The 21,512-nt window shown below is 46.8% G+C and carries 11 protein-coding genes and 1 pseudogene; 9 read left to right on the top strand and 3 right to left on the bottom strand.

Annotated features, from left to right (window positions below; all coding sequences use genetic code 11):
- Positions 1-169 precede the first annotated feature (169 nt).
- A complete protein-coding gene (locus C825_RS01750; protein WP_010801160.1) occupies positions 170-847 on the top strand; it encodes a hypothetical protein in 678 nt (225 codons plus the stop codon).
- Between the two features lie 3 nt (positions 848-850).
- Here the strand turns inward: C825_RS01750 and C825_RS01745 are convergent, their stop codons facing one another.
- Positions 851-2,527, bottom strand: a complete 1,677-nt coding sequence (locus C825_RS01745; RefSeq protein WP_044215115.1) for a SulP family inorganic anion transporter — start codon at positions 2,525-2,527, stop codon at positions 851-853.
- A 300-nt stretch (positions 2,528-2,827) separates the two neighbouring features.
- On the opposite strand from C825_RS01745, the gene rbr reads away from it, so the two are divergent.
- The 8 genes and pseudogenes from rbr (at position 2,828) to C825_RS01705 (ending at position 19,457) form a co-directional block, all read left to right on the top strand.
- Positions 2,828-3,406: a rubrerythrin gene (gene rbr / locus C825_RS01740; RefSeq protein WP_009860442.1), complete on the top strand. Its 579-nt coding sequence runs from the start codon at positions 2,828-2,830 to the stop codon at positions 3,404-3,406.
- 142 nt (positions 3,407-3,548) lie between these two features.
- On the top strand, positions 3,549-4,442 hold the full coding sequence (locus C825_RS01735) for an ABC transporter ATP-binding protein (protein ID WP_044215046.1): 894 nt from the start codon (positions 3,549-3,551) through the stop codon (positions 4,440-4,442).
- A gap of 21 nt (positions 4,443-4,463) precedes the next feature.
- The gene (locus C825_RS01730; RefSeq protein ID WP_010801158.1) at positions 4,464-7,781 is read left to right on the top strand and encodes a golvesin C-terminal-like domain-containing protein; all 3,318 of its coding nucleotides are present in this window, start codon (positions 4,464-4,466) and stop codon (positions 7,779-7,781) included.
- Between the two features lie 21 nt (positions 7,782-7,802).
- Complete coding sequence (locus tag C825_RS01725) at positions 7,803-9,299, top strand: TolC family protein (RefSeq protein WP_010801157.1); 1,497 nt, start codon at positions 7,803-7,805, stop codon at positions 9,297-9,299.
- Between the two features lie 6 nt (positions 9,300-9,305).
- Complete coding sequence (locus C825_RS01720; protein ID WP_010801156.1) at positions 9,306-10,367, top strand: efflux RND transporter periplasmic adaptor subunit; 1,062 nt, start codon at positions 9,306-9,308, stop codon at positions 10,365-10,367.
- Between the two features lie 183 nt (positions 10,368-10,550).
- On the top strand, positions 10,551-13,709 hold the full coding sequence (locus tag C825_RS01715) for an efflux RND transporter permease subunit (protein ID WP_010801155.1): 3,159 nt from the start codon (positions 10,551-10,553) through the stop codon (positions 13,707-13,709).
- 226 nt (positions 13,710-13,935) lie between these two features.
- Positions 13,936-18,677, top strand: a pseudogene (locus tag C825_RS01710) (efflux RND transporter permease subunit).
- Between the two features lie 66 nt (positions 18,678-18,743).
- Entirely contained in the window at positions 18,744-19,457 is a 714-nt protein-coding gene (locus C825_RS01705) for a hypothetical protein (protein ID WP_009860435.1), read from the top strand.
- A 240-nt stretch (positions 19,458-19,697) separates the two neighbouring features.
- Here C825_RS01705 and C825_RS01700 read toward each other — a convergent pair whose 3' ends face one another.
- Both C825_RS01700 and C825_RS01695 read right to left on the bottom strand, forming a co-directional pair.
- Positions 19,698-19,892, bottom strand: coding sequence for a DUF6722 family protein (locus C825_RS01700; protein ID WP_010801152.1), 195 nt, complete (start codon positions 19,890-19,892; stop codon positions 19,698-19,700).
- A gap of 70 nt (positions 19,893-19,962) precedes the next feature.
- Positions 19,963-21,504, bottom strand: coding sequence for a sulfatase (locus C825_RS01695; protein ID WP_010801151.1), 1,542 nt, complete (start codon positions 21,502-21,504; stop codon positions 19,963-19,965).
- Positions 21,505-21,512 lie beyond the last annotated feature (8 nt).

The following is a 21,512-nucleotide window of genomic DNA, read 5'->3' as shown; positions in this document are numbered from 1 at the left end:
CTTTTTCGTCTATATTCCGACATCATTGGTAACTTTCAAAGAAAGAATGTTTATTCACAGACTTCGGAAGGACGTCTTATGCTGACTTATAAATTATAGAAATTTCCTGCCGTAGGATAGGGGTATTTCTTGTTTTTCATGTCTTCACAATAGTGAAAACGGAAAAGATATGAAACGATTGTTGTTATGGATGGTGTTGTTGCTCCCTGTTGTTGCCGGGGCAAAAGAGGAAGAGGCATTCAGGAGATGGGAATTTGCTCTTTCAGGAGGGTTGAATAATAACTATTCCTGGGAGGTGGAGCCGGCGTTTACTTTCTTTGTTTGCCGGTATGTCGGTATAACAGGAGGTGTTAATTTTACAGGACAGTTTTACGATGAATATTATTCCGGCTCTGCTCCGGGAAACATGAGATGGTATATTGGTTCGGATGAATCGAATGTAAAACGGATACTTTTCCGTCCGGCCCTCCGGTTGCGTACACCCAATATAAACAGGTGGGGAGATCGTGACCTGAAGGTAACGTTCAATATGGAACCCGGCGCATATATGGTTGTTCCTGCCAACGAAACGCTTCGGGTGGGTTATGAAAATGAAAAACACCCCACTCCGGCTCTGCATACGGAAGATGTGACTAACCTGAAGGGGGATTGGTTATATTGGAATGTAAGGAGTTTTATGCAGATCGAAGTAGAAAGCTGGGTATTTTCAGCCGGATATACCATTTCTAACTATGATGTGTATGGCGGTCGCCGTAACCTCGTGATTGAACGGAAACCGCTAAACGATATGCTATGGAAAAAGAAGATGACGCATTCGTTCTTCCTTTCCATAGGCATTCAGTTTTAGAAATTATTTTACAGCTTCTTCCGCTTTCCTGACAGCTTCGTTGATGTTGGAGCAGATATTATCCGGTCCGATCTTCTTGTCGAATCCGGATTTGGTCAATACCCGGCGTACATCTTCGTTTACTCCGGATAATATCATATGGATATTTTCTGCTTTCGACAGACGGAACAGGCTTTCCAGATTATGCAGACCGGTCGAATCCATGAACGGGACTTTGCGCATGCGGATGATACGCACTTTAGGTTTGTCACCTATGATATTCATGACGTCGTCGAACTTATTTGCTATGCCGAAGAAGAACGGACCGTCGATTTCGTACACTTCTACGCCTTTCGGTAAAGTCAGCACTTCTTCATCATGATGGATTTCTCCTTCATCGGACAGGTCGATCTCGTCTTTGGAAACAGACACATGCGTCGTTTCCGCTACCCGTTTCATAAACAGGAACATGGCGATCAGCAAACCTATTTCAATGGCGATGGTCAGGTCGAAAATAACGGTCAGGAAGAATGTGACCAGCAAAACAGAAACATCGCTTTTCGGATTCTTCATCAACGAACGGAAGGTACGCCATTCGCTCATATTATAAGATACAATAATCAACACCCCTGCCAGGCAAGCCATCGGAATATGCTTGGTAAGCGGTCCGAGAAATAACAGGATCAGCATCAGTACGACTGCATGGATAATACCGGCTATAGGCGTGCGGCCTCCGTTGTTGATATTGGTCATCGTACGGGCAATTGCTCCGGTAACGGGAATACCTCCGAAAATGGGAACAATGATATTGGCGGCTCCCTGGGCGATCAGTTCCGTGTTCGAATTATGCTTATCTCCCGTTACACCGTCGGCTACAGTTGCCGAAAGAAGTGATTCGATAGCCCCCAACATGGCGATGGTAAAAGCCGCAGGAAGCAGGAGATTGATTGTTTCCATATTGAAAGAAATAGCTTCCGGTTGCGGGAGGGAAGCATTGATGGTGAAACGGTCGCCAATGGTTTCAATACCTGCGATACCCAGATGATTGCGCATAATATATACGATGACTGTCATGACGATAATAGCAATCAACGATCCCGGTATCTTTTTGGAAAATCGGGGAGAGATGGCAATAATAAGTATACTGACAATCCCTATTACAAACGACCAAGGATTGACCGTATGGAAATGTTCGAAGTAAGCAATCCATTTGGAGATAAAATCGGCCGGCACTTTTTCCATCGTCAGTCCGAACAGGTCTTTCATCTGTGTGGTAAAAATAGTCAGTGCGATACCGCTGGTAAAGCCGACAACGATCGGGTAGGGGATGAACTTAATGACTGTGCCGAGTTTTAATGCTCCCATAATTACCAGTATGATACCGGCGATAATGGTTGCAATGGCAAGTCCTTCGATACCGAAATTCTGTATGATACCGTATACGATGACGATAAATGCTCCCGTCGGTCCCCCGATCTGCACATTGCTGCCTCCCAGAAAAGAGACAATGAACCCACCGATAATAGCGGTGATCAATCCTTTTTCCGGACTAACTCCCGAAGCAATACCAAATGCGATGGCAAGCGGAAGGGCCACAATGCCCACAATGATCCCTGCCATCAGGTCTGCCATGAATTTTTCTTTGGAATAGTTTTTCAGTGCCGAGATCAACTTGGGCTGAAAATCAAATTTACGTTCCATCTTTCTGCCTAGTATGTTAAATTTTGATGCAAAGATACAATAATATTTAGCGTAAAGCATAAAATATAGGATATATTGTAATGTCGACATTGCAAATGTGGTAAAAATTGTATCTGTATCTGTCCTGAACTAATGATTACTTGTCTTTCGGGAGAAAAGTAATAGATGGAATTTATCTGTGGATAGATATATTTTAAGTAAAAGAATGAATTAAAGTATTAAACATTTTCCTACTTTTGAGAGTTATTTCAATAGGGCGATCTTACAAACTCATTTTATACTACATATATAATTAGCATTATGGAAAAAAGTATTAAAGGTACACGTACCGAACAGAATCTGCTTAAATCATTTGCCGGAGAATCTCAGGCAAGAAGTCGTTACACATTTTTTGCAAGCGTAGCTAAAAAAGAAGGTTACGAACAAATAGCCGGTGTATTTATGGAAACAGCTGAACAGGAAAAAGAACACGCTAAGCGTTTCTTCAAATTCCTGGAAGGTGGCATGGTGGAAATTACTGCTTGTTATCCGGCCGGTGTGATCGGCACAACAATGGAAAATCTGGCTGCTGCTGCTGACGGTGAGAACGAAGAGTGGGCTGACTTATACCCTGCATTCGCTGACATCGCAGAAGAAGAAGGTTTCAAAAACATTGCAGTTGCTTTCAGAATGATTGCTAAAGTGGAAGCTGAACACGAAAGACGTTACCGTAAACTGTTGGCTAACTTGACAGAAGGCAAAGTATTCGAAAAAGACGAAGCTATCTTCTGGCAGTGCCGTAACTGCGGTTTCGTGATCGAAGGCAAGAAAGCGCCGATGAAATGTCCGGCATGCGAACATCCTCAGGCATTCTTCGAACCGATGAAGCAGAACTATTAAAATCTGATTTTAATTAAAAAATTAAGCGTCCTTATCCAATATATTGGGGATAAGGACGTTTTTTATTTGTATTCATGCGAATAAAATATATCTTTACCAGCCATTAATACTTAATTCTAATTTCTTCTGAATAGTTGGCAGAATGAGCATATCGATAAAAGACCTAAATAAGGTGTATCCGAACGGAAACCACGCCTTGAAAGACATTAATCTGGAGATACCTACGGGCATGTTTGGACTGCTCGGGCCCAATGGTGCCGGTAAATCTACATTGATGCGTATCCTGGTTGCATTAATGGAACCGTCGTCAGGACAGGTGAATATTTGCGGATACGATCTGTTCAAACAGCGGAAGGAGATCAGGGGAATATTAGGTTATCTCCCGCAGGATTTCCGTTTCTTCGCCAAATATAAGACACATGAATTTCTGGATTATGCGGCCCGTTTATCGGGCATGACAAATGGTAAGCAACGCAAGCAGGCAGTCGATGCCATGCTGGAAAATGTCGGTCTTTTCGATGTGCGCGAACGGTATGCGAATAAACTGTCGGGCGGTATGAAACGCCGTCTGGGTATTGCCCAGGCATTGATCCACCATCCGAAGGTGATAATTGTGGACGAACCGACGACAGGGTTGGACCCGGAAGAACGTATCCGTTTCCGTAATCTGCTGTCGGAAGTCAGTGAGAATGATGTGACGATTATCCTTTCCACCCATATTGTGGGAGATATATCCAGTACCTGCAACTGCATGGCGTTGATGAACAAGGGACAGGTTTCCTTTTACGGTTCTCCGCAGGATATGCTGAAACAGGCGGAAGGGAAAGTTTGGCGCATTAAAGTGACAAGTGATGAACTGCACGAGGTGGATAAGAAATATCCTGTTATCTCTACGATTCCTTCCGGTTCGGGTTGGGAAGTGCAGGTGGTGGCCGACGAGATCGAAGGGTATGAGGCTGAATCGTATCCTCCCAATCTGGAACATGCTTATGTATATTATATGGAAAATAAATTGAATCTCTGGACCAATGATTAGTAACCTTTTACTTTACCCCCTATGTCGTTTGTCAACAATATACAATCGGTAGCAAAATACGAAAGCAAGATATTGATCCGAAGCTGGTTCTTTAAGGTGTTTACCGTACTGGCTCTTCTGATACTCGGATTCTTTGACTTTGGTATGTTGGTTGCCGACAATGGCGGAGGTATGTGGATGTTGAAAGCGCTCCCTTCCAATCTCCCTTACCTGAACCTGCTTTTACTGAATACCGGGCAGGCAGTCATATCGATATTCCTTGCTTCGGAGTTTTTGAAAAGGGATAAGAAGCTGGATACTTCGGAGGTCTTTTATGTCCGTCCGTTGAGCAATGCGGAGTATGTGATCGGAAAGATATGGGGAAACCTGCGGGTTTTCCTGATACTGAACCTGATCGTCATGGGAATGGCTCTGATATTTAATTTTATAGGATCGGGCATGTCGGTAGACTGGCTATCGTATCCGGTTTATTTCCTGCTGATAAGTATTCCGACACTGATCTTTATCATCGGATTGTCCATCTTCCTGATGCTGGTACTGAAAAATCAGGCGCTGACCTTTATTATCTTATTGGGATATATCGGGTTGACATTGTTTTATATCAGCGATAAGTTTTATTACCTGTTCGATTATATGGCTTATAGTCTGCCGCTGGTTAAATCGACTATCGTGGGCTTTACCAATCTGGAAGTTGTATTGAATCACCGGGCGATCTATTTCTTTGCCGGATTGGCTTTTATCTTTTTTACGATCTTTCTGTTCAGGCGGTTGCCCAATTCGTCGCGCAGTAATTATCCGTGGTTGTTCCTTTCGTTTTGTATGCTGCTGATAAGTGGGGCGGCCGGATATAAACATGTTCATTCCATCCTGGGAGAAGGGGAGGTGCGTACCCTTTACACCGAGATCAATAATAAGTATGTGAATACTCCCAAGATGATAATCAATCAATACGATATATCACTCGAACAGCAATCGGAACGGGTGGTTTCGGAGGTGGAAATGAAAGGAATGGCTTTGCAGCCGGCGACTGTTTTCACTTTTTGCCTGAATCCCGGTTTGCAGGTGGAGGAAATAAAAAGAGGAGGGAAGCCTCTTGATTTCAAGAGGGATAATCAGATACTGCTGGTCGATTTCGGTGAGGAGGTTTTACCTGGCGATACGGTATCTTTCTCTATCAGGTATAGCGGGAAAATTGACAGTAAGTTCTGTTACCTGGATATTCCGGCAGAGGTTTTGCAGAAAGAGCGCAGGGATTTCCTGTTCAATATAGATAAGCAATATGTGTTTCAGACACCGGATTATCTGTTGTTCACTCCCGAAACATACTGGTATCCGCGCCCCGGAACCTCCTACAGCAATATGAGTCCGGACTGGCAGCAGACTTATTTCAGTAAATTCGGTTTGCGGGTAAAGCCTCTTCTGGGTCTCACCCCGCTTTCGCAAGGGGAGGGAGTGAAAGGAGAGGACGGCGTTTATTCGTTTGCCTCCGAATATCCGGCACAGGCAATTTCCGTGATTGTGGGTAAGTACAAACAGCAAAGTCTGGAATCGGACAGTACATTATATAGTATATGGCACATTGAGGGAAACGATTATTATACGGCTACTTTCGACTCCATACTCGATACCATCCCCAGCTTTATCCGTAATATGAGAGATAATCTGGAACGTAACTATAAACTGAGTTATCCGTTCAGCCGTTTCTCGATTGTGGAAGTGCCTGTTCAGTTCTCCACCTATACCCGTGCCTGGTCGCAGGCTCAGGAAGCTGTACAGCCCGAGATGGTCTTATTCCCGGAAAAAGGATGTATGTTCGGCCAGCTGGATGTGGACAAGATGTGGCGTAACCAGGTGAAGTGGTCGAAGCGGGGAGGACGTGAGATAACGGAAGAAGAGGCAAAGATACGTACACTGAACAACTTCTTCTGGATATTCCAGCGGCCGGAAGGAAACTATAATTTCTCATCCAGCGGCCGTGGTAATTATAATATCAGTTCGCAGGCAAACCCTTATTTCCTGTTCCCGCAACTGTATAATTACCGGTACAATATATTTTCTCCCGAATGGCCGGTCGCCAATACTGCGATCGAACTTTATCTGCAAAAGAAATCGGATAACTATGGCTGGGAGCGTGAGATCAATGGCATCAGTAACAATGAAAAAGCCAGCCTGCTGATGGAAAAGCAAACCTTTAAGGAGTTGCTGGGTAATGTGGAATACCGGGATTTGCTGGAGAATATTATCAGTTTAAAGACTTATCGGTTGTTTGCTATTCCTGAGATCAATATCGGGGTGAATGCATTCAGGGATTCGCTTTATACATTACTCGAACGGAATACTTTCCGGAATATCCAGTTTGAAAGTTTACTGGATACGTTGGGGATGATTAGCCATGCGGATATCCGGTCGGGATTGGAGGAATGGTCGCATCCTACGCCTCTGCCAATTTATAGTTTGGGACGACCGGAAGTGACAAAAATCACCAACCGGGGACAGGAATCTTTTGTCCTGAAAATGCAGGTCAGCAATAATTCGGATTATGATGGAATTATACATATCGATATTCAGGGAGTCGGAAGAAGCAGCCAGAACGATATCGATCCGCGTACCAGCCGGAAGATTCCGTTGGAAGCTCACCAGACAAAGGAACTGGTATCCGTTTGGGAGGATGCTCCCCGTGATGTAACCGTCAATACCTTGATATCCGGTAATTTGCCGAGTGTGATCAATCAACCTGTCGGAAATATCAGACAGGAGAGAAGGCAGAATATAGATGCAGAAGGAGATTTTATAATTTCCGATTCCTCTTTCGGGACGGAGGGAGAAATTATTGTAGATAATGAAGACAGTACATTGTTCATCCTTTCCGAACCGGATGTAGTGGGGTTATTACCTAAATGGCTGGATAAGGTGGAAGATACTTCATTCAAGTATTCAGGTGTTTCCAGCTGGCGGCCTCCATTGGAATGGACGGCAACCACCAATGCAAACTATTACGGTAAATATATTCGTTCCGCTTATGTGATAAAGAGCGGCAACGGTAGCCAGACGGCAACCTGGAAAATTCCTGTCCCGTCGGAGGGTACCTATGATGCCTATTATTATGTAAGTAAGGATAACGAACTCCGGTATAATGACCGGGCCCAGGGGGAATATCGTTTCAGGATCAGACAGGGGGAAGAAAGCGAAGATGCGTATATCAACCTCCGGAAAGCGAATGAAGGATGGGAACAGCTGGGCGTCTATTATTTTGTGGCCGATACGGCTTACATTACCCTGACGAATGAATGTAAATTAAGAAGTGTAACGGCCGATGCCGTCAAACTGGTAAAACGATAATCATTAAAACAGTCTACTTATATGCAAAGAGAGTTAGTATGGATGAAAAAGATGATCCTTGTGGTTGTTCTCCTGTCGGGAATCCCTCTGTTTTCCCACGGACAACTGTCACTGACCATCGAGAAGGCATTGGATATAGCAGAAGAGAACAGTCCGACCCTGCGCCGTTCGCACATGAACCTGGACCGGTATCAGGAAACGCTGATAGCCCAGCGGGCTTCCCTTAAATCTAAATTCTCACTGAACCTGAATCCCCTGGATTATAGTAAGAACAGGAGTTTCGACAATCGTTTGTCGCAATGGTATACAAACGAAAAACTCAGTACCAGCGGAACATTCCGGGTGGACCAGCCTATCTTGTGGACGGATGGTGAGATTTCGTTGATCAATACGTTCGGCTGGCAGGATAATAATTCGAATATCGACGGTGACAAGAATAGTAATAAGGCGTTTAACAACAACCTCTATCTGCAACTTTCGCAACCAATCTTTACTTACAATAAGCGAAAGATGGAGTTGAAACAGATCGAGTATGATTACGAGAATGCCCATATCAGCTATGCTCTCCAACGCTTGAATACCGAAAAAGACATCACCAATCAATTCTATAGTGTCTATATGGCACAAAGTCAGTTGGCTATTACCCGCGAAGAATTGGTGAATGCCCAGCAAAGCTACGATATTATAAAGAATAAGGTGGAAGCTGATCTGTCAGCCAAAGACGAACTGTTTCAGGCGGAACTGAACCTGGCAACCGCCCGCTCTTCGGTAGAAGAACAGCAAGTCTCCCTGGAGAATGCAAAAGATAAACTAAAACAGGCATTGGGTATGAACCTGGATGACGACTTGATGGTTTTTGCCGAGATTGATATCAAACCGATCGATGTTAATCTGCAACAGGCGATAGCCCATGGGTTGGAGTCGCGCCTGGAACTTCGCCAGCGGGAAATCGAGAGTGAAGAATTGGATTTTCAAATGATCAAGACGAAGGCCTTGAATGAATTTAAGGGAGATATCTCACTCTCTTTTGGTTTGATAGGTGACAACAAACGTTTTCAGAATATCTATGAAAACCCGACACAGAACCCGCGGGTGGCAATCAGCTTTACGGTGCCCATCTTCGACTGGGGAGAAAAGAAAGCCCGTGTCCGTGCGCAGAAAGTGGCCCAGAATATCAACAAACTCGATTTCCATGAAGATAAAGTCGATATCGAATTGAATATCCGCCAAGTATGGCGTAGCCTGGAAAACTTACGGACACAGATAGAGATTGCCGAACAGAACGTGCTGAATGCACAACGTACATACGATCTGAACCTGACCCGTTATCGTGAAGGCGATCTGACCGGAATGGAAATGAGTCAGTTTCAGACACAGTTGTCGAATAAGAAGATCTCTTATACACAAGCCCTGATCAATTACAAGATCGAATTGTTGAATCTTAAAATACTTTCCCTGTACGACTTTGAGCTGAATGCTCCGATCGTTCCGATGAAAGACTTTATATCAGAAAAATAATCAGCCATGAAACAGTATAGTCATACCTTTGTATCTTTTGTATTACTTGCCATAGTAACAACCGGTTGTAACAATCAGCCGCAGAATCCTCCCAGCGATATAGCCACACCGGTTTCGGTAACGGAACTGAAAAAAGGTTCTATCAGTAAACTGATTAACACGACCGGGACGGCACAGCCTACATATGGAGTCGATCTTAACTCGGAAATGAGCGGTCTGTACAAACTCCAGATCAACCCGAAGACAGGAAGACCTTTCAAACTGGGCGACCTGGTCTCTAAAGGACAGTTGATTATCCATCTGGAAGATAAGGAATATGAGAACGGTATTGCCATAGATGCCAAGGAATTGAGTCTGGAAATAGCGGAACAGGAACAGTCGAAACAGAAAGCCCTTTATGAAAAAGGCGGTGTGACCCTGAGCGAAATGCGTAATACCGAAGTGAAAGTGACGAATGCCCGTTATGACCTCGAGAATGCCCGGATCAATCTGGAGAAGATGAATATAAAGGCTCCTTTCGACGGTGTTATTGTCGATCTGCCTCATTACACGACTGATGTGCGGGTAGAACAGGGAAAACCGATGGTGGGTATTATGGATTATGCCCGGATGTACATGGATGTCAACCTGCCGGAAAGTGCCATCAGTTATGTCAAATCGGATCAGCCTGTATTTATTACGCATTATACATTGCCGGAAGATACATTGAAGGGAGTAATCAGCGAACTTTCGCCGGCTATCAGTACGGAAACACGCACATTCAAGGGAAAAGTGATGATACAGAATAATGACCTGAAACTGCGTCCGGGAATGTTCGTCAAGGCGGATATCGTCGTTGACAGGGCTGACAGTGCTATCATCATTCCGAAAGACGTGGTACAATCCAACCGTCGCCGCAAATTTGTGTTTATCGTGGATAAGAATACGGCTATCCTGCGGAATATCAAGACCGGAATGGAAGACGAGAACAATATCGAGGTTCTGGAAGGCCTTCGCGAAAACGACAACCTTGTCACCAAAGGCTTTGAAACATTGAAGGAGAACAGTAAAGTGAAAGTACAGAAATAGAAAAAGGTGAACTATCTGTTTGTAGTAACGGGAGTAACCAATTCCCCTCTTGAGAGGGGATAAGGGGTGTGTTAAAGCTAGTTATAGAGCGAAACTATGACACCCCTTTCCCCCTCTCAAGAGGGGAGCCAGGTACAACCGGTCAATAATCGGACAGTTTATATCTGATAATATTGGAACATTATGAAGAACATTGTCAAATTTGCGGTAAGCAATCCGGTCACTATCTGTATGGTCGTGCTGGCCATCCTGCTGTTGGGAAAGATTTCCTACGATCAGCTGAGTGTCGACCTGCTGCCCGACCTGAATAATCCCCGGCTGTTCATCGAGTTGAAGGCCGGCGAGCGTCCGCCGGAAGAGATCGAGAAACAGTTTGTGAAGAACATGGAGTCGATGGCTATCCGTCAGAGCGATGTCACGCAGGTTTCGTCGGTTGTTAAAGCCGGTTCGGCCCGTATCACAGTGGAATATACCTGGACGAAAGATATGGATGAGGCTTTCCTCGACTTGCAGAAAGCGATGAATCCGTTTGCCCAGAATAAAGATATCACCGAGTTGAAGATCACGCAACATGATCCGAACCAGTCACCGGTTATCCTGATCGGAATGTCCCATCAGAATATAACCGATATGGCGGAGCTCCGGAAAGTGGCGGAAAGCTATATCCGCAACGAGCTGATCCGGTTGGAAGGCGTTGCCGAGGTAACGTTGTCAGGACAGGAGGAGAGTACCCTGACGATCCGCACCGATCCTTATAAACTCGATGCTTTCGGTCTGAAGATAGAAGATATCGCTTCGCGTATCGAAGCAAACAATCAGAGCATATCGGGAGGCCGTGTCAGTGAACTGGGCTTGCAGTATCTGGTGAAAAGTTCCAGTCTGTTCGGTTCGGAAGAAGATTTCGAGAACCTGATAGTCGGTTATAAACAGGTGGCTAAACAGGAAACAGGTACGAATGCTTCCGCCGGTACGGCAACGGCTTCGGGCGACAAGGCTCCGCTTTTCTTGCGGGAAGTCGCTACCGTAACTTTTGAAAATGCCCGCCCCGACAATATCGTCCGTATCAACGGCAAACGTAGCATAGGACTTTCGATCTATAAAGAAATGCGTTATAACACCGTGAAGGTGGTGGACGGTGTATCCCGCCAGCTGGGTGTTATCGAACAGGCGTTGCCTGGTTATCAGTTTAAAGTGATAACCAACCAGGGGACGTTTATCAAGAATGCGATCGGGGAGGTGAAAGACAGTGCCGTGCTAGGTATCGTCCTGGCGGTTGTCGTGCTGTTCGTTTTCCTTCGCCGATTCGGGACGACGCTGATTGTCAGTATGGCGATTCCTATTTCGATTGTCGCTACTTTCAACCTGATGTTCTTTAACGGGCTTACGCTGAATATTATGACGCTCGGAGGTTTGGCTCTGGGAGCCGGTATGTTGGTGGATAATGCTATTGTCGTTATCGAAAGTATCTTCCGGAACCAGGAGAAAGGGTTGTCCATACGTGAAGCGGCTATCAGGGGAACGTCGGAGGTGGCGGGGGCTGTTATTGCCTCGACGCTGACGACTATTGTGGTTTTCCTGCCGATCGTTTACCTGCATGGAGCTTCGGGGGAATTATTCAAGGACCAGGCCTGGACGGTGACGTTCTCGCTGGTATCGTCGTTGTTTGTGGCTATTTTGGTGATACCGATGTTGTATGATAGGTTGATGAACACACCCCCTGCCCCCTCTCGAGAGGGGAGCCGGATACCATCGGACGCTAAAAAAGAAGCAGGTAATGAGGCTGGAAGAGGTATCCAGTTATTAGGGTACAGCCATCTGTTGCGTAGCCTGATCGGACATCGCTGGATTGTTATTTCGGCGGCAGTCGGGTTGATGGTGCTGACGGTTTTTCTGCTTCCTTTCATTGGGACGGAGTTTATGCCGCGCATGGAAAGTAAGGCTTTTACTGTTGTGGTGAAGATGCCGGAAGGGACAAAACTGGAACGTACTTCTTCGGCGGTGGCGAACCTGGAAGAATTGCTTTATACCATTACGGGCGATAGCCTGCTGACCGTTTACAGCCATATCGGCGAGGGTAGCGGTTCGGAGAATGCCATCTTCGAAGGAGAGAACACGGCAATGATGAAAGTAGTCCTTTCCTCCGAGTGCCGGGTAGCTCCCGAGGCTGTTATCGAGCAGTTTGTCCATACGGCGGAGAATCCCGACGGACTGGAACTGACCATCAAACAGGAGGAAAATTCTCTCAGCTCGTTACTGGGTAGCGAAGGTGCCCCTATCGTTGTTGAGGTGAAAGGGGAAGAACTGGATGAAATAGCCGATATTACGGAAGAAGTGAAAAGCCGGATGCAGGAGGTACCGGGACTCTATAATATTGTATCTTCCATTGAAGACGGTGCTCCGGAGATAACGATCTCTATCAACCGGACGATCGCGGGTATCAACAACCTGAGTGTATCGACCGTCATCGAACAATTGAAACAACAACTCAGCGGGAAAGAAGCCGGAAAGATGGAATATCGCGGAGAGATGCGCGACATCGTCATCAAGGTTCCTGATATTCCGTTGCGTGCCCTGGGCGATCTGGTTATCAAGAATGGCGAACAGGAGTTCCGCCTGCGTGAGATAGCCACCTTCGGTGAATCGCAGGCCCCGAAAGAAATATACCGGCGTAATCAGAACCGCATCAGCAAGATAATGGCCAATATGGATGCCGGCAAGTCGCTGGACAAGGTGGCGGAAGAAATCCGTCAGGCGATGAAAGGCATCGAACTGCCGGTCAACTATTCGGTTACGGTAACCGGAGAAGAGGAGAAGCGTCAGGAGTCGATGAACAGTCTGCTGTTTGCCCTTGCCCTGTCGGTCATCCTGGTGTATATGGTGCTGGCTTCCCAGTTCGAATCGCTGCTGCATCCTTTCACGATCCTGTTGACAATTCCACTGGCGGTGGTTGGTGCTATCCTGTTGTTCTTCCTGACCGGTACGACGATCAATATGATGGGAGTGATCGGTATCGTGATGCTGGTAGGTATCGCGGTGAATAACTCGATCATCCTCGTAGACCGTATCAATCAGCTGAAAGCAGACGGAACCGGCTTGACAGATGCCATCGTACAGGCCGGACAACAACGTATCCGTCCGATCATTATGACAACGCTCACTACGATACTTGCCCTGCTCCCGATGACGTTCAGCTTTGGCGAAGGTGCTTCGTTGCGTTCGCCGATGGCTATTGCCGTGATCGGAGGGTTGGTGACATCTACTTTGATGAGTTTGATGGTGATACCATGTGTCTATTATGTGTTGGAAAGACTCAAGAATAGCTGGAATAGAGGGAACAAATAATGTAAAATGCCGGCGCATGATGCGAAAGCGTTTTACAGGCGTGTAAAGTCCCGGCGCATGATGCGAAAACGTTTTACAGACATGCAAAGTCCTGGCGCATGATGCGAAAGCATTTTGCAGACGTGTAAAGCCTCGGCGCACGATGCGAAAGCATTTTGCAGGCCTGCAAAGTCCCGGCGCACGATACGAAGGTATTTTACAGGGTGTAATATATAAAAAAAAGAATATGAACTTTTTACTACATAGAAGAATAACGATCTGTATGCTGTTTATCGCACTGACCATGCTCGGTTACGTGTCGTATAAGCAGTTGCCGGTGGAGTTATTGCCCAATGCCGAACTGCCGATGCTGTTCGTACAGGTTTCATCCCAGCAGGACATGGACCCTTCGTACGTGGAATCGGAAATCGTTATTCCGCTTGAAGGGGCGATCAGTTCGATCGGAGGGGTGGATAAGATACAATCCACCGTCGCCAGTCGCCAGTCTACCATACAGATAGATTTCAAAAACACGGTGAACTTCAAGATCACCTCCCTCCGTCTACAGGAGAAGGTGAACGAACTGGCAGCCACTTTCCCCGACGGCTTCAATGTGCAGTTGCAAAAGGTCGATGTCGGCCAGATGGCCAATAACTTTATGGTTTTGCAGGTGCGCGGTTCGGGCGGTGTCGACAGGGTACGTAATATTGTGGATAAGGAGATTCGTTCCGACCTGGAGAATGTGGACGGGGTTGCTTCCGTCAATATCTACGGCGGCCGGGAGAAAGCGATCGAGATACGCCTCAATCCCGAGGCTTGCAAGGCGTTGAACCTGACGCCGTCTTCCATCAGCGGCCTGCTGACGCAGAACACGCAGGATAAGGCCTTTGTCGGTTTTGCCAATGAACCGGACAGCAAATACTTTATCCATGTCAATGCTCTCTATTCGAAGGTGTCCGACCTGGAGAATATCGTGGTCGCCCCCGGTCCTGTGCTGCTGAAAGATGTAGCCACCGTCTTTTTCGACCTGAAGGAAGAGACTTCCTATAGCCGTGTGAACGGAAAAGATGCGGTATCGGTCGCCTTGATGAGCGATTCGCAGGCGAACCTGATCGACTTGTCGCACCGGGCCGTCGAGGCAATCGACCGGCTGAACGAGAAGCTGGCTTATCTCGAGGTGGAAGTGGTGGTGCAGGAGAATACGGCTGAGACGATGGAGAATAATATCGACCAGATCATCAATCTCGCCCTGGTGGGCGGTCTGCTGGCCATACTGATTCTCTGGCTGTTCCTGAAGAACCTGCGGCTGGTATTTTTTATTGCCCTTTCAATCCCTATATCCGTTTATACGGCATTTAATTTCTTCTATGCCTTCGGTATAACGATCAACAGTCTGACGCTGGTGGGGATGGCGCTGGCAATCGGGATGCTGCTCGACAATAGTGTGGTGGTGCTTGAAAATATCTACCGCCTTTCGGCTTCCGGTTGTACGCCCGAACGTTCCGTTACACAGGGTACAAAGGAGGTATGGCGTTCTATCGTGGCGGCTACGCTGACGACGGTGACGGTCTTTCTTCCTTTCGTTTTCTCCGACAACTTTATGATCAAGCTGATCGGGCATCATGTCGGTGTTTCGATTATCTCTACCCTGACCATCTCCTTGTTTGTCGCCCTGCTGTTCATCCCGATGGCAACTTACCTGCTGCTGAGGAAGAAAAACGGGCAGAGCGTCTTTTATGAAAAGGTTTCGATTGTACAGCGTCCTGTACAGGTCTACCTGGTTTTGCTGAAAACCTGTATGCGGAATCCGGGCGTGACGATCTTCGGAGCGATCATCGTCTTGTTCGTCACCCTGATCCTTTCCATCTACATGAATGTGCAGCAGATGAAAGATGTGAATACCGACCGTATCAATATCTATGTGACGATGCCGACGGGCAGTACGCTCGATAATGCGGATAAACTGGTGAAGGTGATCGAAGCGCGCCTGGACAGTTTTCCCGGCAGGAAAGACTTGATCAGTCGTATAAATGAAAAGAATGCCGTCCTCACGCTTAACTTCACCGATGACTTTGTGAAGAAGGCGGGAAGTAAAATGGCTGAATATAAAGCCACGGTGCAGGCCACCGTATCCAATATCCAGGGAGCGGAAATCTCCGTGGAGGAATCGATGTCGGGTGGCGGCGGCGGAGGTGGCGCAGGAGGAGGGCCATGGCTGGTCTGGGTAATTTCATGCGTCTGCTGGGTATCGGCGAGAACCGTGAACGGATCGTGATAAAAGGTTCCGATTTCGATGTGATGCAACTGGTAGCCGAAGATTTCCGCTATTACCTCGATGAACAGGAGTTTATCCGTGGTTCGCGCGTCTCCTACAACCGCCGGCAGCCTGAAATACATCTCGATTTCGATCCGATCCTGCTGACTTCATATGAGATTACCCGTGCCAATATTTCCTCCGGGCTGGCGGCGCTTAATCCGGAGTATTCTTCGGGTACCTCTTTCAAGATCGGAGAGGATACCTACGATATCATCATCCGTAACGATATCCCCGGTGACGAAGAGAACGAAGAAGAAGAGGCGGAGACGGAAAAGAAAGACAAAACCGTCGATGACCTGCGCCGCGTACAGATACAGAATGCCAACGGCGGACTGCATGATTTGCAGGACCTGGCTTCTGTCAATTATGGCCGGGGACGTACCCGTATCATGCGGGTCAACCAGGATAAACAGATAGAGGTGTTCTATAATTTCTCTAAAGACGTGCAATCGTCGAAAGACCTGCTCGAGGGATATCGCTCGGATATCGACCAGTTGGTTGCCAATTATAATCTGCCGTCGGGGGTTGCCGTGGAGGTGTTCCATGAAGAAGATCAGTTTGCCGATTTTAAGTTCCTGATACTGGCAGCTTTCATCCTTATCTTTATGATACTGGCCTCTGTCTTTGAATCGCTGGTGACGCCTTTTGTCCTGCTTTTCTCAATACCGTTGGCTGCTATCGGTTCTTTGCTGGCGTTGTTGCTGACAAGCAATAGCCTGTTGAATGCGAATACGCTGACCGGTTTCCTGATCCTGCTGGGCGTGGTCGTGAATAACGGTATCATCCTGATAGACTATTCCAATATCCTCCGCAAACGAGGCTACAGGCGTAACAGGGCATTGATGACGGCTGGCTTGTCACGTATCCATCCGATCCTGATTACGTCGATAACGACAATTGTCGCCATGTTCCCGTTGGCGATGGGAGATTCGGAATATGCCGGTGCTATCGGTGCACCGTTTGCCATTACGGTGATCGGTGGGTTGACATTCTCTGCGTTGCTGACGCTGATCCTGATACCGACTGTTTGTATGGGGCTGGAGAATACCTTGCAGTGGTATCGGGGCCTGTCCCGTAAAATCTGGATATTCCATCTGGTACTGTTCCTGTTGGGGGTTGCTGGTATTTGGCTGTATGCCGACGGGATGCTGTGGCAGTCTGTTTACATGGTTCTTCTGGTTTTCGGTATTCCGGGAGTGACTTATTTTGCTCAGACCAGTTTGAGGCGTGCCCGTTCGAAAGTAATCGATCCCGGGGAAGATATACATATCTCTGTCCGCAACCTGGTGAAGATATACGACTGGCCGGGACGTATCAGCCGTCAGTGGAATAGCGGCCTGAATATCCGCCGGCATCTGGGACTGAGCAATGAATATCGTTCGCTGAAAGACTTTGTCAACGTTCTGTGGCAGTTCGGTATGTTGCTTTTCGGTATATATTTCACCTGGTTCTTCATCAATAACAGGCTGTGGATATTCCTGTTGTCGTTTGCCATCTATGCCACGATCCTTTATCTGTGGCGGAAGGTCCGTCAATACCTGTTCTACCGTTTCGGGGAAAATAAGCGGGTGAAATATATAAACCGTCTGATATTCTGGAGTATTCCTCCGATCATCCTGTTTATTCTGTTCCGGAAGATGGATAATACCGGACTGATTTCCGTTGTGGGCCTTCTGTGGGCCTTCTGTATTGCCGTATATGTTTCTTCGCAATACTTGTATGAAAAGAATGTCAATATAGAACGTATCAAAGGACGACTGGCCGGACTTCGCCGCTCCTGGTTCCGTATGGTCAAAGGGATTCCGTTGATCGGGAAACAGCGCAGGCCTTTCAAAGCCTTGCGAGGTGTATCTTTTGAGATCCGTACGGGAATGTTCGGTCTGCTGGGACCTAATGGCGCCGGCAAATCAACTCTGATGCGTATTATCTGCGGTATCCTGGAACAGAGTTACGGCAGTATCTGGATCAATGGACTGGATACCCGCATTTACCGAGAGGAATTGCAGAGCCTGATCGGCTTCCTTCCGCAGGAGTTCGGAACTTACGAGAATATGTCTTCCTGGGAGTTTCTCGATTATCAGGCGATCCTGAAAGGGCTTACCGATAATAAGCTGAGGGAAGAACGTCTGGAATATGTGTTGAAAGCAGTTCATATGTACGAACGGAAAGACGACAAGATCGGTTCTTTCTCCGGCGGTATGAAACAGCGTATCGGTATAGCCCTCATCCTGCTTCATCTTCCCCGTATTCTGGTGGTGGATGAGCCAACAGCCGGTCTCGACCCGCGTGAACGTATCCGTTTCCGTAACCTGCTGGTAGAGTTGAGTAAAGACCGTATCGTGATCTTCTCCACGCATATTATCGAAGATATTTCCAGTTCATGCAGCCAGGTGGTGGTTATCAACAAAGGCGAGCTGAAATACTTCGGCGATCCGACCGATATGGTAGACATGGCTACCGGTAAGGTCTGGCAGTTCCATATCGATCGTGAGTCGTTCGAACAGGTGCTGGACAAAACGATGGTGGTCCATCATATACAGGATGGAGATACGATACAGGTGCGTTACCTGTCTGTCGGTTCGCCTTATGAGGGAGCCGTAGAGGTAGAGCCGAATCTGGAAGATGCTTATCTCTGCTTGCTGAAAAATATGGAAGGGAAAAGCGGACAATGAGTTTCTTGCTAATCTCAGGCGTGATGCGAGACTCAAGTGGTAGATTAATGTTGTAAAAAGATAGTTATGACGATAAAGCAATTGATACCTTTATTACCCAAGGTGGTAAAATATAACCTGAAGATCATCTTCGCCGGCAAGTTCATCTGGTTCTTGCTGGCGGCATTCGCATTCTTTGCCTATTTCATGTTCCAGGCTGCCTGGAATAGGGCGGAGATCAACGAAGGACTGATCTATAACCTTTTGATGTTCCCTTGTGTCCTGCTGGTATTCTATCCTGCCGTATTCGGCATCCAGAATGATGAGGATAACCGGATACTGGAAATCCTTTTCGGTATCCCTGACTACAAATATAAGGTCTGGGGAGTACGCCTGTTGATGATTTATGTCGCTATATTTTTTATCCTGGTGGCTTTTTCTTATCTAGCTACATTATTGTTATATCCGGTCAATCCGTTTGAGATGTCTGTCCAGTTGATGTTCCCCCTTGTCTTTTTTGGGAATCTGGCTTTTATGCTCTCCACCATCACCCGTAGCGGTAACGGCACGGCTGTGTTTACGATTATTCTGGCTATTCTCCTTCTGATAACGAGTGAGATGGAAATAATAGAACGTTCATTCTGGAATATCCTCCTGAATCCTTTTAAAGTACCTGATAACTTCCTGCCGGTAATCTGGGAAGGGTTGATCGTCAAGAACCGTATTTTCCTTTTGATAGGTGGTATTGTGTGGATGATGATCGGGTTGCTGAATTTGCAGAAGAGGGAAAGGTTTATATAAATAATCAGGCACGGATCACATGCTTTTATTAATAAGTTGTGTGTAATTCGTGCCTGAACTGTATGATCTTAACTGTTCTTGTCTACCCAATCCCTACCTTTCTTAGTTTTGAAAAGGAGAATATATGCTATAAGGACAGCGCCTCCTAAAAGAGAATATAATAATATAGCAGGTCCCATAATTATTTATGTTTTAAAGTTAATACTATAAACCCAACAATACATAATGTAATGGCTAAACCTATAGCGATACTATTACCACATATTTATCGGAGTTAAGCTGTATAACTGTTGTAATAACAGCTCCTCCAATGATCAGCTTCGATAGATCCAATAAGTATCTTCCAAACTCTTTAGAGAAACGGATTTCCTCTTTCCGTATCTGCTCCTGTATGACAGGAACAGGTACAATCCTTATCTTATGCCTGTTCTTCATAGTTAAATAATTTTGTTACAGGCAAAGATAGGGTATAATATTGAAAGAGTACAGGAATAACTGCTAAAAATTATATCTCATCCGGCCAGGGGCAAGGTTTACCCGTTGCCTTGAATGACGGGCGCTGTGCTTCCATCTTTCGTAATTGTTTGCCCAGGTCTTTGGATAGTTTCTTTATCAAGTCGGGATGGGAAGCGGACAAGTCATTCTTTTCGCCTATATCGTCGGGAATATTGAATAACTCTTTTTTTCCTGTCTCATAATAATAGATCAGTTTCCAGTCACCCTGGCGGATTGTGCAGGTGGCTCCGATACCCGGTCCTGTGTTGCCCCAGAGGTTCGGGAAGTTCCAGTACAGACTGCGCCCTTTGGAGGGATCGCCGGTATTGGTCAGCAGCGGCATGAAGCTGACGCCGTCTATTGGCTGGATAGTCTCGTATTTCTTTATTTCGGCCATTTCGAGGATGGTCGGGAAGAAGTCTTCGATGATCAGGTATTTATCGCATTTGCTCTGCGGCTGTACCTTGCCCGGCCAGCTGACGATCATCGGTTCACGAACGCCGCCTTCGTAAGCGGAACCTTTACCGCTGTTCAGCGGGGAGTTCTGGGTATGAGGTTTGCCGTCGCGCCATTCCGGTTCGGCAGCCAGACCGCCGTTGTCGGACATGAAGATGATGATCGTGTTATCCGCCAGCTTGTTCTTCTCCAGATAATCCATGATATCGCCCAGACTTTTGTCCATTCCTTCTATCAGGGCGGCATAAGCGGCTTCTTTCTCTCCCAGTCCTTTGTCGATATATTTCTGATAGAAACGCATATCCTTATCTATCGGGACATGAATGGCATAATGCGACATGTAAAGGAAGAACGGCTGATCGTATTGTTGCGCCTTATCCAGTGCTTTGGTAGCTTCCTGTGTCAGGGCTTCCGAGATAAAGATATCCTTTCCCCAGTATTTATCCAGGCCCGGAACGGCGAACCAGGGATTCGGCTTGCCGTCTGTCCGGTTACCGAAATTGGCTTCTCCCAAATAACTGGCAAGGCCACCGCCGGCATGTCCGGCAATGTTTACTTCGAATCCGAAATGATACGGGTTCTCTCCCGGTGTGTCTACCGCTCCCCAATGGGCTTTTCCGCAATGGATGGTATGATAACCGTTATCTTTCAGTATTTGAGCCATGGAGGTGACCTGATAGGTATGTTCGATGCCTGCGACCTCACAGATACCGTTTACATTCCAGTCTGGCAATTCCAGCACATCGCTTTGCCGGTCTGTCGATTTGTTTTTGGGATACGTCCAGTTCGTTACCCGGTGGCGGCCTGCATTCATACCGGTATAGAGGCTGCAACGGCTCGGCGAACTGATGCTGGATGCATAAGCCTGGGTAAACATCATACCCTGGCGGGCAAGGCGTTCCATGTTAGGCGTTTCGTATACTTCATTATAATGTGTCTTTTCCTTCCAGAAAGGGAGGGAAGTATCTTGCCAGCCCATATCATCTACCAGGAAGAGAATAATATTCGGCCGGTCCTGCGGTTTGGCCGCTTCGGCTTGCCCGGCTGTTCCCAATAACGGGAGTGTAGCCAGCGATAGAAATAGTCTCTTGTTCATGCTCGTAT

Origin of the sequence: Parabacteroides sp. ASF519 (genome assembly GCF_000364265.2) — a bacterium.
Lineage (GTDB): Bacteria > Bacteroidota > Bacteroidia > Bacteroidales > Tannerellaceae > Parabacteroides > Parabacteroides goldsteinii.
The sequence above is the reverse complement of the archived record's forward strand: the minus strand, read 5'-3'. Positions and strand labels throughout refer to the sequence as shown.